This window comes from Brucella sp. HL-2, assembly GCF_025846885.2.
Lineage (GTDB): Bacteria > Pseudomonadota > Alphaproteobacteria > Rhizobiales > Rhizobiaceae > Brucella > Brucella quorumnocens.
Genome location: NZ_JAOYTK010000002.1, coordinates 155,958 through 170,114 on the forward strand (window position 1 = coordinate 155,958; position 14,157 = coordinate 170,114).

A 14,157-nucleotide genomic window follows, 5' to 3' on the forward strand; every position below is an offset into this window, starting at 1 on the left:
AACACGATATTTCGCGTGAACGCAATAATATGTGACTGTATTATGAAGGGGTTTCCATGCTTCTACCACGTTGAAGCCACAAAGCGAAAGCTGAATGGGCACATGGAAACAACGTCTCGGATTTAGACACTATAGCCATACGGGCTGGTCTTAAACACTCCGGGCATGACTTGGATGATGAAAACAATGCTGGATACGCAACAATGGCTCCCGGTCGAGTTGCTGAATATTGGTTTGGCTGCCGCCGTTTTCTTCGCCTGCCTTGTGCACTCTTTGTGGAAGGCGGTCTTTGATGAACTCAACCCCGTTTTCTGGCGCCGTACCGCGGCAGTTCTTTGGGCGGGTGTTGTCATCGTCGCTCTGAGCAGCGGAATTGAAAGCTTCAACTGGCCAATGATTATTGGTTGGATGATGGTGGTAGGCGGTGTCGTTGCGACAGCCATCCGCACAGGCATGGGCTATTATCGCCAGTATTCGGCGCAGAATGTGCGCCGTACCAAATTTACAAATGCGCGCTTTTTTGGCCCACGCGTTTCTGGACGGTGACAGCCATGTTTGCAAAGACTGTTCAAATGCCTCTGCGGCAACACCGTCCACATAGTCTGCGTTCGTTCTTTATCCGCGCTTTTGGTTCTGGACGATACCGTAGATATTCGTAGAGCGGGTGCCTGAACGGCAATAGCCCAAAATAGGGCCTTCGGCTTCAGTGAGAGCCGAGGCCATGTCATCAACATTCTCCTGGGTCAGCTGGCCGCCAACAACCGGGATGTAATAGGTCTTGATGCCAGCCTTTTCGGCAACCTTGGCAACTTCGGCAAAACTTGGCTGATCTTCTCCGCCTTCACCATCGGGACGATTGCAGATAATCGTCTGAAAACCTTCAGCCGCAATATCACGCACATCATCCGGCGAAATTTGCCCGGTGACTGAGTAATTGTTGTCGATCTGCCGAATATCCATCGTTTTTCCACCTGTAATATAAGTCGCTGAAAGGCTCATTTCCGGTTAGCGGGTATAGCTCGTTATCGGCATGATCCGCAAGTGTTGAGCCGCTGGACTTGCTTGCTGCAGAGGTGTTGGATAGTAATTCCACATGCGGGCAGAAACGACAGGCGGCGGAACGATATGACGATGCAGAACATCAGCCAAAGTGTTCCGCGTCTTGCTCGTCGTGAAACCGGTTTTCACGAAAGCGACCGTGACGTCCCGGAAGAAGTGCCTGTAGCCATGAGCTATAATGGCACAACGCATGCCGTCATGATGGCTACACCAAATGATCTCGAAGATTTCGCAGTGGGTTTCAGCCTGACCGAAGGCGTCATAGACTGCATATCGGAAATCGAAGATTTGAACATTGAAGTCTTTGAAAAAGGCATTGATATTCAGATGCGGCTTGTCGGACAGCGGGAGGAAATGCTTGTCGCTCGTCGCCGTTTCATGGCTGGGCCGGTCGGTTGCGGCTTGTGCGGGATCGATTCCATCGATCAGGCAATACGTCCATTATCTGCGATCAAGGCGGATAGCTTTCAGGTGAAAGCTGGATCGATTGTTGCTGCAATGGATGCCTTGGGTGGCGCACAGCAATTGAATAAGCAGACACATGCGGTGCACGGTGCTGGTTTTGTCGTGCCGGATGAGGGGCTTTTTGCGGTTCGCGAGGATGTTGGCAGGCATAATGCGCTCGACAAGCTAATCGGCGCGCTGGCCCGAGCGAACAAGCCTGCAAATAGCGGATTGGTGGCCATTACAAGCCGTGTCTCAGTCGAGATGGTGCAGAAGGCCGTTATTCTCGGAGTGCCGCTGCTTGCGGCGATTTCGGCACCGACGGCGCTTGCCATTCGCACAGCAGAAGACGCTAATCTGACGCTTGTGGCGCTCGTCAGAGGCGACGATTTCGACGTCTATACCCATCCTGAGCGCATCATAAGCGAGTAGCCGACCCAGCAATCGCAAGGTCGGCCAATCTTTACTTAAACAAGCGCCGCAATGCGAGCGCGTTCGCTAACAATCTGCAAAGCTGCATGGGCGGCTTCGACGCCCTTCACCTTGAAATGATTGAAGAAGAAGTCGTGATGCTCCTTGCTGTCGTGGTAATGATGCGGGGTGAGCGATACGCTAAGCACCGGAACTTCGGTCTCAAGCTGTACCTGCATCATACCGTTGATGACGGCAGTAGCAACGAAATCGTGGCGATAAATGCCACCATCAATCACAAAAGCAGCGCCCACAATGGCAGTATAGCGGCCGGTCTTGGCGAGCGTCTTTGCATGAAGTGGAATTTCATAAGCACCGGGAACGTCGAAAACTTCAACTTCCACATTGGTGCCGGTTTTGGCTGCAAGCTCGGCGATGAAGCTTTTACGTGCTTCATCGACAATGTCCGCATGCCAGCGTGCCTGAATGAAGGCAATTTTGAAGGATGTCTTGTTCGGATAGCTCTGGTTCATAGGTTCCTCACGAAACTAGAATCAGGGCGCACAAAGGAACGCGAGTCACGCCGATTTGAGCGTAACCAAACATTCTTTCGCTCTCTTCCATCCGGACTTTAACCGTCGGCTCCGGCATCTCACCGGATCTGCTGACCCTGAAACAAACTGCCGAATCGGCTTTCTGTTGCAGGCGCTCGCGGGCTCGAAGATCGCTCTTCATACCGCCGGTGGGGAGTTTCACCCCGCCCCGAGAACAAACCCGCACACCATTGTGCGAGCGAACGAAAATTATGCATTCTCGAGGATAATGTCTAGCCCGCTCACGGTAATTTTATACTACTTTAAAAAGCAGAATGCGTTGCGCTTTGCCGATTTTCTGAACTGAGGGAAGTTTTGTCATCAGAAATATGATGAACGAACCAAGTGTTTAATTTTGCTAGTATATTTGGTAGGTTTTTTCAGCTTTCCACACGTGCGGATTGGGCTTCCCGATTTTTCTCGCCTAATCCATATTGACACATATCCCGTATTTGAGCCTATCCTAAGAACACATCTTGTCTTGCAGATGATTTTCATTCAAAAAAGACAACGTTGTCAATCGCAGTAGGAGCTGCGAGAAATAAGTGGGATGGAGGTCTCAAAGCAGATTGAACGATCCTCTGGGTGTGCGGGCCTGATGCCTGACGACAGCATCCGACGAAATTTTGTTTTGTAGAGTTCTACGGGAGGTAGACACATGCATAAGTTTTTCAGAATGGCCGCGATGGGCACAGCTGCCTGTGCGATGCTTGCAGCAATGGCACCTGTTACGGCCAGCGCACAAGACAAGCAGAACGTTGAAGTCCTGCATTGGTGGACAGCTGGCGGCGAAGCTGCGGCCCTCGATGTTCTGAAGAAAGACCTCGAAGGCAAAGGCATCAGCTGGACGGATATGCCAGTTGCAGGCGGTGGCGGTACGGAAGCCATGACGGTTCTTCGTGCCCGCGTTACCGCAGGCAATGCGCCAACTGCAGTGCAGATGCTCGGCTTCGATATCCGCGACTGGGCGGAGCAGGGTGCTCTCGGCAATCTCGATGAGGTTGCAGGCAAAGAAGGTTGGGACAAGGTTATCCCGGCACCTCTGCAAGAATTTGCCAAATATGACGGCCACTGGATTGCAGCGCCTGTAAACGTTCACTCCACCAACTGGATGTGGATCAACAAGGCAGCACTCGATAAGGCTGGCGGCAAAGAGCCAACCAACTGGGATGAACTCGTAGCGCTCCTCGACAAGTTCAAGGAACAGGGCATTACCCCAATCGCTCACGGCGGTCAGCCATGGCAAGATGCGACGATTTTTGATGCCGTCGTGCTCTCCTTTGGTCCGGACTTCTACAAAAAGGCTTTCGTCGATCTCGACCCGGAAACTCTGGGTAGCGATAAGATGAAGGAAGCTTTCGACCGCATGACCAAGCTGCGTTCTTATGTGGACGACAACTTCTCCGGTCGTGACTGGAACCTTGCTTCGGCAATGGTTATCGAAGGCAAGGCTGGCGTACAGTTCATGGGTGACTGGGCAAAAGGCGAATTCATCAAGGCTGGCAAGAAGCCAGGCGAAGATTTCGTCTGCATGCGTTACCCAGAAACACAGGGTTCTGTGACCTTCAACTCCGACATGTTCGCGATGTTCAAGGTTGCCGAAGACAAGGTGCCTGCACAGCTCGAAATGGCTTCGGCTATTGAAAGCCCAGCATTCCAGTCGGCCTTCAATGTGGTCAAGGGTTCGGCTCCTGCACGTACCGACGTGCCTGACACCGATTTCGACGCTTGCGGCAAGAAGGCCATCGCTGATGTGAAGGAAGCTGCAGATAAGGGAACGATGCTCGGCTCCATGGCTCATGGCTATGCAAATCCGGCTTCCGTCAAGAATGCGATCTATGACGTTGTCACCCGTCAGTTCAACGGTCAGCTCTCGTCTGAAGATGCTGTCAAGGAACTGGTTACCGCCGTTGAAGGCGCGAAGTAAGCAGACAGAGATTGTCTGGAGAGCATCCGGGATACACCCGGATGCTCTCATTGCACACGCTATAATTCAATGAAAATAATGGCTTAATACCGCCCACAACACCTGCGCTCTAAGGTCTTGTCTTAACGCACATCTGATCCGAAAATCATTGTTACTTTTCGGAATGCGCTCTTAAACAAGCTGGCAGCAGGAGGCAGTAGCTTAAACAGGATGGCGCAAATATGCAGCGTAACAGCCGACTACAAGAACTGGTGCCCAAGCTGGTTCTCGCGCCGAGCTTCTTGATTGTCCTCGTCTTTGTATATGGATTTATTATCTATACAGGCGTTCTTTCTGTCACAAACAGCCGCATGTTGCCGTCCTACGGCTTTGTTGGCCTGTCAAATTATGAAAAGCTTTGGGCATTGCCACATTGGTGGCGTGCGGTAACCAATCTTGCGATTTTCGCGTCGCTTTACATTATCATTTGTTCGGTTATCGGCCTCTTTCTGGCAATCCTGCTCGATCAGAAAATCCGCGGAGAAGGCTTTCTGCGTCCGATCTACCTTTATCCGATGGCGCTTTCCTTCATCGTGACAGGTACGGCGTGGAAATGGTTTCTCGATCCGGGTATCGGTCTTGAGCACACTGTTCGATTATGGGGCTGGGAAGGTTTCACCTTCAACTGGATCAAGAGCAACACGATGGCAATTTACTGTCTGGTGATTGCTGCTGTCTGGCAGTCGTCAGGCTTTGTAATGGCCATGTTCCTTGCTGGTCTGCGTGGCGTTGACAACGAGATCATCAAAGCGGCACAGATCGACGGAGCTTCGACCGGAACAATTTATCGCCGCATCATCATTCCTTTGATGCGCCCGGTGTTCTTGTCGGCTTTTGTGGTGCTAGCGCATCTTGCAATCAAGGCCTATGATCTTGTGATCGCCTTAACTGGCGGTGGACCCGGACAGGCAACCGAATTGCCCGCGACCTTCATGTATTCCTATACGTTCACCCGCAATCAGATGGGTATCGGTGCATCTTCGGCAATCATCATGCTTGTTATGATATTCTCGATTATCATTCCGTATCTCTATTCGGAAATTCGCGGGGGGTCACGGTCATGAGCGCCCAGACACAGGAAAACGCCATCAACAGTGGCAAGCTGACACGCGCTTTGATCTATTCTGCGCTGCTGCTCTTCGCAATTTACTATCTGCTGCCGCTCTATGTGATGCTGGTGAATTCCTTCAAGCCGCTGGAGGAAATTCGTCAGGGCGGCATGTTGGGCCTGCCGCAACAATGGACAATTGAACCCTGGCTTTCGGCATGGTCGACTGCACAAATCGGGGTGCAGCCTACAGGCCTCAAGCCCTTCTTTATCAATTCGATCCTGATGGTCGTGCCTGCCGTCGCCATCTCCACTGTTGTTGGCGCACTCAACGGCTATGTACTTACCAAATGGCGCTTTCGCGGCTCCAATATTTTCTTCGGCCTGTTGCTGCTGTCCTGCTTCATTCCGTTTCAGATTGTCCTTATCCCAATGGCGCGCGTTCTGGGAATGCTCGGTATTGCGGGCACAATCTGGGGTCTGATCCTCGTTCACGTGGTCTATGGTATCGGCTTCACGACGCTTTACTTCCGCAATTATTACGAGGCATTTCCGACCGAGCTGGTACGTGCGGCGCAAATCGATGGAGCCAGCTTTTTCCAGATTTTCTGGCGCATTCTTCTGCCATCGTCTGGCCCGATCATCGTCGTCTCAGTCATCTGGCAGTTCACCAATATCTGGAACGACTTCCTATTCGGTGCTTCCTTCTCTGGTGCAAATTCAACGCCCATGACTGTTGCGCTTAATAACCTCGTTTCCTCCTCTACAGGCGTCAAGGAATATAACGTTCACTTTGCAGCTGCCATTCTGGCGGCGTTGCCAACGCTGATCGTCTACATTGTTTCCGGGCGCTACTTCGTGCGCGGCCTGATGTCCGGTGCCGTTAAGGGATAAGTCTGACATGTCATTTCTGAAAATTACTGATCTTTACAAATCCTACGGCAATGTCTCGGTCTTGAAGGATATCAATATCGAGATTGAGGAAGGCGGCTTTCTGGTACTCGTCGGCCCATCAGGCTGCGGCAAGTCCACATTGCTGAACACAATTGCCGGTCTTGAGCCTATTACGTCCGGCGATATTTTGATCAATGATCGTTCTGTTTCCGGCCTGCATCCTTCGCAGCGCGATATTGCGATGGTGTTTCAGTCCTATGCGCTTTATCCGAACATGACCGTGGGCGGAAACATCGCTTTCGGGATGGAAATTCGCAAAGTGCCTAAGCCTGAACGCGAGAAAGCCATTCAGGAAGTCGCAGATATTCTGCAGATCGGCCATCTGCTAGACCGCAAACCAAGTCAGCTTTCTGGTGGTCAGCGGCAACGTGTAGCGATGGGGCGCGCTTTGGTGCGCAATCCACAGGTCTTCCTGTTCGATGAGCCGCTCTCGAACCTCGATGCCAAGCTGCGCGTTGATATGCGTACCGAGATCAAGCGGTTGCATCATCGCATGAAGACCACGATTGTCTATGTGACCCATGATCAGATTGAAGCGATGACGCTTGCGACCAAAATCGCTGTTCTGAAGGACGGCGTTTTGCAGCAATTCGGCACTCCGGCTGAAATCTATAACAACCCGGCCAATATGTTCGTCGCGGATTTTATGGGTTCACCTGCGATGAACCTTCTTCATGCCGGCATCGAAAAGAACGGTTCAGAGCTTGCGGTCGTGCTTGAGCAGGGCGAGGGTGAAACGCTAAGGCTGCCGCTGAAAACAGCACCACAAAGCCTCGGTGAGTATGTGGGCAAGCAAGTCATGTTTGGTATCCGCCCTGAAGCCCTGACCGATCCTGATGGCGCTGACCGCAATGCTCATGCGGTGGTTGAAGGTGAGTGCCTGATTGATGTTGTGGAACCAGCAGGATCGGACACGTTCGCTGTGACGCGCATTGGTGGCAAGCAGGTAGTCGCGCGTTTACGTGCTGATGCCCGCATTGTTGCAGGCCAAAGGTCGCGGCTCGCATTTAATCTCGACAAGTCGGTGTTTTTCGATCCATCAACTCAAGGTCGGATTTTATAGCGGTTCATTTTAACGGGCTATTCTTTGGAATAGCTCGAACAGCGGATTTGACTAGCTTCCAATGCATGGAAACTGAACAGAGAGTTCATGTGATGCATTGGAAGACCAAACTGGCAATCGTGTTGACCGCCACTGTTGTTTCGGGCGTAGCTCATGCTGAGAGCAAAAGTCAGTATGAAGCATTAAGCACGCATCTGATTGCGGGAGACAGGACAACCGCTCTACTGAAACTTGATGCCTGTCAGCAGAAAACTGGTAGCAAGATCAAAGGAACGGCCATTACGGGTGGTGTCGTTGTTCAGTCCTTTATGAAGCTGTCGAACCCCAATCCGTCGATTATATTCTCGGATGCGCATATGACTGTTCGCGAAGACGGTACACCTGTCCTTGAGTTTGTCCGTTATCGCGTGGTGTCAGACGACAGTGCAACGGTTACCGTTCAAATGCTCTCTCCAAGAACATATGACGTTATAACCGAGAAAAAGGTTTTTGACTGCAAACTGGGTGATGGTTTGACTTTTGCCTATGGTGCGCCTCATTAGAGCGCCGTGCGCCCTCTTGGGCGCACAAAGGTCGCTCTAACAGAATAAATTTGCTGCATAGTTCCTTACACTCATTCAAATTTAAGGAACTATGCAGTCGCTGCACACTGCAACCATTCGGAGCGCCGATCTGATTGAAGCAGATTGGCGCTCCAAATGAAAAGGGCGCTCCCAAAATTAGGAACACCCTTTTTCATGCTTGCCTGGAGGGCAAAATTCTATTTTGTGGATGCTGCGTCTAACGCAGGAAGTCCAACCCAAGAAGACCGATTGCCAGTGCGGTATTCAGCGAAATGATCATCATTCCATAGACGATCGCTGTTCTTGTAATATCGCTCATTTTCTACCTCCTTGAACCGCGACGCCTCCACATCGGATTCTAAAGCTCGAGAACTGTAACGAAATGTAACAGCCCGTTACGGGTAGCGCAACCCATTTTACATAAATGTGAACGAGTGTAACAGCCCGTGAGAAAGTGCCCAGATCCCCGATATTGGTTCGTTTGTGAGATAGTCACCGCATTGTGACGTGAAATTAACTGGCAAATTTCGCGCGGACGCTACATAAAGCAGAAGTTGTGATTGACTGACGAAGTCGTCCTTAATTCTCTGCTTTTATTCGGATTTTCATCTTGAACCGGATCGTTCCACTCGTGCTCGCAATTGCTCTTTTCATGGAGCAAATGGACTCGAACGTTATTTCAACATCGCTTCCTGCAATTGCCGCGGATATCGGCACCAGTCCAATTGCGTTAAAACTCGCATTGACGGCTTACCTCGTCTCTCTTGCGGTTTTTATTCCGGTGAGCGGATGGATGGCCGACCGATTCGGTGCCAAGAATGTCTTCCGGGCGGCGATTGCAATTTTCGTGGTTGGCTCGCTGGCTTGTGCTGCGTCCAACTCGCTCGCTGCTTTTGTGGTCGCAAGGTTTTTGCAGGGCATGGGTGGCGCGATGATGACACCGGTCGGGCGATTGGTCCTCATCCGTTCGACACCCAGAAGCGAACTCGTCTCAGCCATGGCGTGGCTCACGATCCCTGCGATGGTTGGGCCGTTGGTTGGCCCGCCTGTGGGCGGCTTCATAACGACTTTCTTCTCGTGGCACTGGATATTTCTGATCAACGTTCCGATCGGCGTAATCGGAATTTGGTTTGCGACCCGGTTTTTGCCCGACAATGATGAGCGGATCATAAAGCCTCTCGACTGGCCGGGGTTTTTTCTGTCTGGCATTGCGATGTCGGGCGTGGTTTTCGGCCTGTCGGTTGTAAGCCTTCCGGCTCTGCCGCCGATGATCGGTGTTGTGACAGTCGCTGTCGGGCTGATTTGTTCGGTTCTTTATATCCTTCACGCGCGTCGTGTCAGCGATCCGCTTCTCAACCTGAAACTCTTCGATAATCAAGTCTTCCGCTCTGCGGTTTTCGGCGGCAGTGTGTTCCGGCTTGGTATTGGCGCAATTCCGTTTCTGCTGCCCTTGATGTTCCAGCTTGGTTTTGGCATGACGCCGTTTCGGTCAGGCATGATGACATTCGTTTCCGCGATTGGTGCTATCAGCATGAAGTTTGGGGCTAAGCGCGTCTTTAGCCTGTTCGGCTTCCGCAGAACCTTGATGTATGGTTCACTGATTTCAGCGGCATTCATCGCCGCAAACGGCCTGTTCTTTCCTGAAACGCCTTATGGATTCATCATCGGCTTTCTGCTGATTGGTGGATTTTTCCGCTCGATGTTCTTTACCGGCGTCAATGCTTTGGCTTTTGCCGAAATTCCCGATGCCAAGACAAGTCAGGCGACACCGATTACAGCCGTTGCGCAGCAGGTTTCAATTGCACTGGGTGTTGCGATGGCGGGTGGCATTCTTGAAATCAGTACAGCTGTGCGGGGAGCTCCGCTGCAGCTTGCGGATTTCCATATTGGCTTTTTCGTTGTTGCGGCTGTTTCGGCCACAGCGTTCTTCTGGTTTGCAAAGCTGGCGCCAGATGCTGGACGTGAGCTTTCCGGCCCGGCAATCCTCAAGTCAAAGAGCAAAGAGCGCACAGCTTTAGAGGCCGCGGATTCCGCTAACGGCAAATAAAAAGGCGGCTTTGAAAGCCGCCTTTTTCTCAACCTATCTTATCGCGCTATGACTAACCCTTAAAATCGCGGGCAAGCAGATAAAGCTCGACCGATTCTGCACGCGATGCTGGTGGCTTGATATGATGAACGGAACGGAACTTCTGTTTCAGCATTGCCAACAGATCGTTTTCAGTGCCTCCCTGGAATGTCTTGGTGAGGAAGTGCCCACCCGGCTTCAGCACTGATACCGCAAAGTCGGCCGCCACTTCACAAAGATGCACGGTACGCAAATGGTCCGTACGGCGGTGACCGGTCGTCGGTGCCGCCATGTCCGAAATCACCAGATCAGGCTTGTCACCGAGCGCCTCCATCAGCTTCTCTGGTGCCGTTTCATCGAGAAAGTCCATTTCCAGCAAAATAACGCCGGGCAATGGATCAACATGCAGATAGTCGATGCCGACAACTTGCGGGTTTTCATCGGTGGAACCGACAATCTTAGCTGCGATCTGCGACCAGCCGCCGGGAGCTGCGCCCAGATCGATGATCTTCTGGCCTTTTTTCAGAAGGTCGTAGCGATCGTTGATTTCAATCAGCTTATAAGCCGCGCGTGAGCGATAGCCGTCTTTCCTCGACTTGTGCACGTAGGGATCGTTCAGGTGACGTTCCAGCCAGCGCCGCGAGGATTCCTTGATGGTTCCGGCTTTTTTCTTCACGCGAACGCGCAGATTGCTTGTGCCAGCACCACCGCGACCACCGGTTTTCGTGCCGCCTTTGTTTCCGCCTGCTTTGCTCATCTTCAATGCCTGTTTCTTACGTCGGTTTTACCGCCAGCTTTGGCAGTTTGGGCGCGGTTATGGCGCCAGGCACCGTCACGCGACATGAGTTCGGTCAATATGCCCTCGCGTAGTCCGCGATCAGCAACGAGAAGTTTTTCACTGGGCCAGACATTGCGTATGGCATCGAGAATGGCACAGCCAGCCAGTACGAGATCGGCTCGGTCGGCACCAATACAAGGATTGGCAACCCGCGCGTCAAAATCCCATGACAAAAGACGGCTTGTCATCTGTGTTACCTCTTCTGATCCCATCCACATACCATCGACGCGACGCCGATCATAGCGTTCCAGTCCGAGATGGATTCCGGCGAGTGTGGTCACGGTGCCGGATGTGCCAAGCAGGTGAAAACGTGAGCTTGCGGTGAGCTGGCCCAGACAATGACGTTCCGCAAACCCGGACAGAAGCTCCGTGACATGGCCGACCATGGCGTCGAAGCTTTCTTGCGTGACGTTACGTCCACCAAAGCGTTCGGCCAAAGTGACAACACCGACGGGGAGGGAAGTCCATGCCGTGATATGTTCGGCAAGACGCGGCGAACGGCGCTGGGATACATCGATCAGTGCGATTTCTGACGAACCGCCGCCAATATCGAAAAGCACGACTGCGTCGGTCTCGCGTGTTACCAGTGTTCCACAACCAGATACAGCAAGGCGTGCTTCTGTTTGGCGGTCAACGATTTCAAGTTCAAGCCCGGTTTCTTCACGGACCCGAGCGAGAAACTCTTCGCCATTGGCTGCCGAGCGGCAAGCCTCAGTGGCAATCAAGCGTGCACGTCTGATCTTGCGTGCTGCAAGCTTATCGCGGCAGATTTTGAGCGCATCAATTGCACGCTGCATGGCATGTTCGCTCAAACGACCAGATGAGCTAAGACCTTCGCCAAGGCGAACAATGCGCGAAAATGCATCGACTACGCGGAATTGGCCCGGGCGTGTTGGCGAGGCGATCAGCAAGCGGCAATTGTTGGTACCAAGATCCAGCGCTGCATAAAGCGGTGCTTCCTGCACATTGCTGCGCGGAAGATGCGTTCCACTTTGATTGCGCTTGGATTGCTGTGATTGCCCCTGAGAGTTATCTGAGCGGGGAGCAGCATTCTGGGCCTTCGCTACATTGTCTGCATGCAAAGGCAAACCGCTTTGCTGCCGGGCCTGCTTTTTCTTGCGGGCGCGGCGACGGCGATTCGATATTTTCCCAACTGGTTTGCCGTCGACAGATTTGGCATCGACAGCAGGAGCTTCAGCAACGATTGGCTTTTGCGTATGCGCTTCCGTACCGCGAGATACTTTCCCGCGATTGCGACGGCGTGCACGCTTGCGCTGGCTTTGCGAGCCCTTGTTTTCCGTGTCTGAGCGTCCTGAATCGGAGGCATTGGGTGCCTTGCCGACTTCTGAAACGGCTTCCTTGCGCGGTTTGCGCTTGCCGTTCTCGGGCGGATTCCGGGTCTGTAGATTGCCCGTTTGTCCACCGGACGCCCCTTGATGCGCCATTCCTGCAGGGCGCTCCTCGGGGTTCTTCAAGGTTTTTATCCTTATGGCGCCGCGCGAACCTGAAAGGACGCAAGCAAGGCGCTTCAATTTTTACGTTGTCCTTAATGTAACAGCGCTTTGGGCATTTACCAAGGGGCAGGCAGGGAAGTGACATTGGAAAATTGATAAAACCACGAATGAATTTAATAGGGCACATATGATCAGGGGCTTTCGTTGTGCACAAAAGCCCCTGATCTCGAAATATAAGTTGTTCTGGTGAGCGTTAGATATCGTAGCTATGTGCCGCATTGATCGTAGCTACGAATTGTTTGGTGCGTTCGCGCGCCGGATTGACGAAGACATCATGCGCGCTGCCAGTCTCGATAATGTTGCCTGACTCCAGAAACACGACATTTTGCGCGATCTTGGAAGCAAGACGCAAATCATGCGTCGCAATGACCATTGTCGTGCCTTCCTTGGCCAGTTTGCTCAACACATCTACAACTTCGGATGCGAGCTCTGGATCAAGTGCTGACGTCGGCTCATCACACAGAAGCACACGCGGCGAAGGAGCCAGCGCACGCGCTATGGCGATGCGCTGCTGCTGTCCGCCGGAAAGAGTTGCAGGCCATGCATCGGCCTTGTGCGCCATTCCGACTTTTGTCAGCAATTCCATTGCCCGTTCCTGCGCCTTTGCCTTTGGCCATTTCAGGACCGTTACGAGGCCTTCCATGACGTTCTGGATTGCAGTCTGGTGCGGAAAGAGCTGGAAGTTCTGAAACACCATGCCGGTTTGGCGGCGGATCGACTGGATCGCCTGCCAGCTTGGCTTACGATCAGGATCGAGCGTAATGCTTTGTCCGCCAAGAACCAGCGTGCCGGAAGTCGGAATCTCAAGCAGATTGATGCAGCGCAGCAAGGTGCTTTTGCCGCCGCCCGACGGCCCGACAAGTGCCGTAACCGTGCCTTCGGCGATCTTCACATTGATATCATTGAGGATAACAACGTTATCGAAGCTTTTTACGATATTTTTGAGCTCGATCATGCGTTTGTCTCCAATGTTCCGCCATAGCGTCTGAAGCGCTTTTCGAGCCGTGACTGAAGATGGGACAGGACAGTGCTGAGCGCCAGATAAATCAGCGCAGCTTCGATATAGAGGATCAGAGGTTCATAGGTCGTAGCAACAATGCGCTGTGCTGACTGGAAAAGCTCTGGCACCGTAATTGCTGCGGCAAGCGAGGTATCCTTTACCAACGAGATAAAGGTATTCGACAGCGGCGGAACAGCAGTGCGGGTAGCTTGTGGCAGAATGGTGCGGGTCAGTGCCTGACGCCAGCTCATGCCAATCGAATACGCGGCTTCCCACTGGCCTTTCGGCACAGAGGAAATAACAGCGCGAATGACCTCGGAGCTGTAGGCGCCGACGTTGAGCGAAAAGCCAATGACTGCTGCCGTAAAGGCGTCGAGATAAATGCCAGCGCTTGGAAGGCCATAAAAGATCACGAACAGCTGAACCAGCATTGGTGTGCCGCGGAAAATCCACACGTAAAAACGTGCGATGAGCGACACCCAAACAGGGGAAAACAGGCGTACGAGCGCTGTAAGAAGCCCGAGGGACAGCCCAAATATGAAGGACAGAATTGTCAGAGGGATGGTGAACATCAGCCCGGCCCACAGCAGGGTGGGCAGGGAATCCGCCATGAGTAGAAGCCAATCGGGCACGTGTTCG

General features: G+C 52.6%; 14 protein-coding genes and 1 riboswitch. Of the genes, 8 read left to right on the forward strand and 6 right to left on the reverse strand.

What is annotated here, in order from left to right; genetic code table 11:
* Window positions 1-186 precede the first annotated feature (186 nt).
* A complete protein-coding gene (locus tag OIV19_RS03910) occupies window positions 187-546 on the forward strand; it encodes a hypothetical protein (RefSeq protein WP_151092104.1) in 360 nt (119 codons plus the stop codon).
* A 69-nt stretch (window positions 547-615) separates the two neighbouring features.
* Here OIV19_RS03910 and OIV19_RS03915 read toward each other — a convergent pair whose 3' ends face one another.
* Window positions 616-960, reverse strand: coding sequence for a protein tyrosine phosphatase family protein (locus OIV19_RS03915; protein WP_151092106.1), 345 nt, complete (start codon window positions 958-960; stop codon window positions 616-618).
* Between the two features lie 165 nt (window positions 961-1,125).
* Here OIV19_RS03915 and fdhD point away from each other — a divergent pair, with 165 nt between their 5' ends.
* A complete protein-coding gene (fdhD, locus tag OIV19_RS03920) occupies window positions 1,126-1,935 on the forward strand; it encodes a formate dehydrogenase accessory sulfurtransferase FdhD (RefSeq protein ID WP_191793284.1) in 810 nt (269 codons plus the stop codon).
* Between the two features lie 35 nt (window positions 1,936-1,970).
* Here the strand turns inward: fdhD and OIV19_RS03925 are convergent, their stop codons facing one another.
* On the reverse strand, window positions 1,971-2,447 hold the full coding sequence (locus OIV19_RS03925) for a 6,7-dimethyl-8-ribityllumazine synthase (protein ID WP_264230740.1): 477 nt from the start codon (window positions 2,445-2,447) through the stop codon (window positions 1,971-1,973).
* A 75-nt stretch (window positions 2,448-2,522) separates the two neighbouring features.
* Window positions 2,523-2,688: riboswitch (FMN riboswitch) on the reverse strand.
* A gap of 477 nt (window positions 2,689-3,165) precedes the next feature.
* Here OIV19_RS03925 and OIV19_RS03930 point away from each other — a divergent pair.
* From OIV19_RS03930 to OIV19_RS03955, 6 genes are all read left to right on the forward strand, one after another.
* A complete protein-coding gene (locus tag OIV19_RS03930; RefSeq protein ID WP_151092110.1) occupies window positions 3,166-4,434 on the forward strand; it encodes an ABC transporter substrate-binding protein in 1,269 nt (422 codons plus the stop codon).
* A gap of 221 nt (window positions 4,435-4,655) precedes the next feature.
* Window positions 4,656-5,537 (forward strand): carbohydrate ABC transporter permease, encoded by an 882-nt coding sequence (locus OIV19_RS03935; RefSeq protein WP_024896313.1) that lies wholly within the window; start codon window positions 4,656-4,658, stop codon window positions 5,535-5,537.
* Window positions 5,534-6,415 carry a carbohydrate ABC transporter permease gene (locus tag OIV19_RS03940; RefSeq protein ID WP_151092112.1) on the forward strand — a complete coding sequence of 294 codons (882 nt, stop codon included), beginning with the start codon at window positions 5,534-5,536 and terminating at the stop codon, window positions 6,413-6,415. The genes OIV19_RS03935 and OIV19_RS03940 overlap by 4 nt, the downstream gene beginning before the upstream one ends.
* Before the next feature lie 7 nt (window positions 6,416-6,422).
* A complete protein-coding gene (locus tag OIV19_RS03945) occupies window positions 6,423-7,538 on the forward strand; it encodes an ABC transporter ATP-binding protein (protein WP_151092114.1) in 1,116 nt (371 codons plus the stop codon).
* Between the two features lie 92 nt (window positions 7,539-7,630).
* Window positions 7,631-8,080 (forward strand): VirK family protein, encoded by a 450-nt coding sequence (locus tag OIV19_RS03950; RefSeq protein ID WP_264230741.1) that lies wholly within the window; start codon window positions 7,631-7,633, stop codon window positions 8,078-8,080.
* Window positions 8,081-8,711: 631 nt separating this feature from the next.
* The gene (locus OIV19_RS03955; RefSeq protein WP_264230742.1) at window positions 8,712-10,148 is read left to right on the forward strand and encodes an MFS transporter; all 1,437 of its coding nucleotides are present in this window, start codon (window positions 8,712-8,714) and stop codon (window positions 10,146-10,148) included.
* Between the two features lie 52 nt (window positions 10,149-10,200).
* On the opposite strand, the gene OIV19_RS03960 is transcribed toward OIV19_RS03955, so the two are convergent.
* From OIV19_RS03960 to OIV19_RS03975, 4 genes are all read right to left on the reverse strand, one after another.
* Window positions 10,201-10,923, reverse strand: coding sequence for an RlmE family RNA methyltransferase (locus OIV19_RS03960; protein WP_151092120.1), 723 nt, complete (start codon window positions 10,921-10,923; stop codon window positions 10,201-10,203).
* A gap of 2 nt (window positions 10,924-10,925) precedes the next feature.
* Complete coding sequence (locus tag OIV19_RS03965) at window positions 10,926-12,479, reverse strand: Ppx/GppA phosphatase family protein (protein WP_264230743.1); 1,554 nt, start codon at window positions 12,477-12,479, stop codon at window positions 10,926-10,928.
* A gap of 232 nt (window positions 12,480-12,711) precedes the next feature.
* Window positions 12,712-13,473, reverse strand: coding sequence for an amino acid ABC transporter ATP-binding protein (locus OIV19_RS03970; RefSeq protein ID WP_264230744.1), 762 nt, complete (start codon window positions 13,471-13,473; stop codon window positions 12,712-12,714).
* Complete coding sequence (locus OIV19_RS03975; protein ID WP_264230745.1) at window positions 13,470-14,150, reverse strand: amino acid ABC transporter permease; 681 nt, start codon at window positions 14,148-14,150, stop codon at window positions 13,470-13,472. Before OIV19_RS03975 ends, OIV19_RS03970 begins: the two co-directional genes overlap by 4 nt.
* Window positions 14,151-14,157 lie beyond the last annotated feature (7 nt).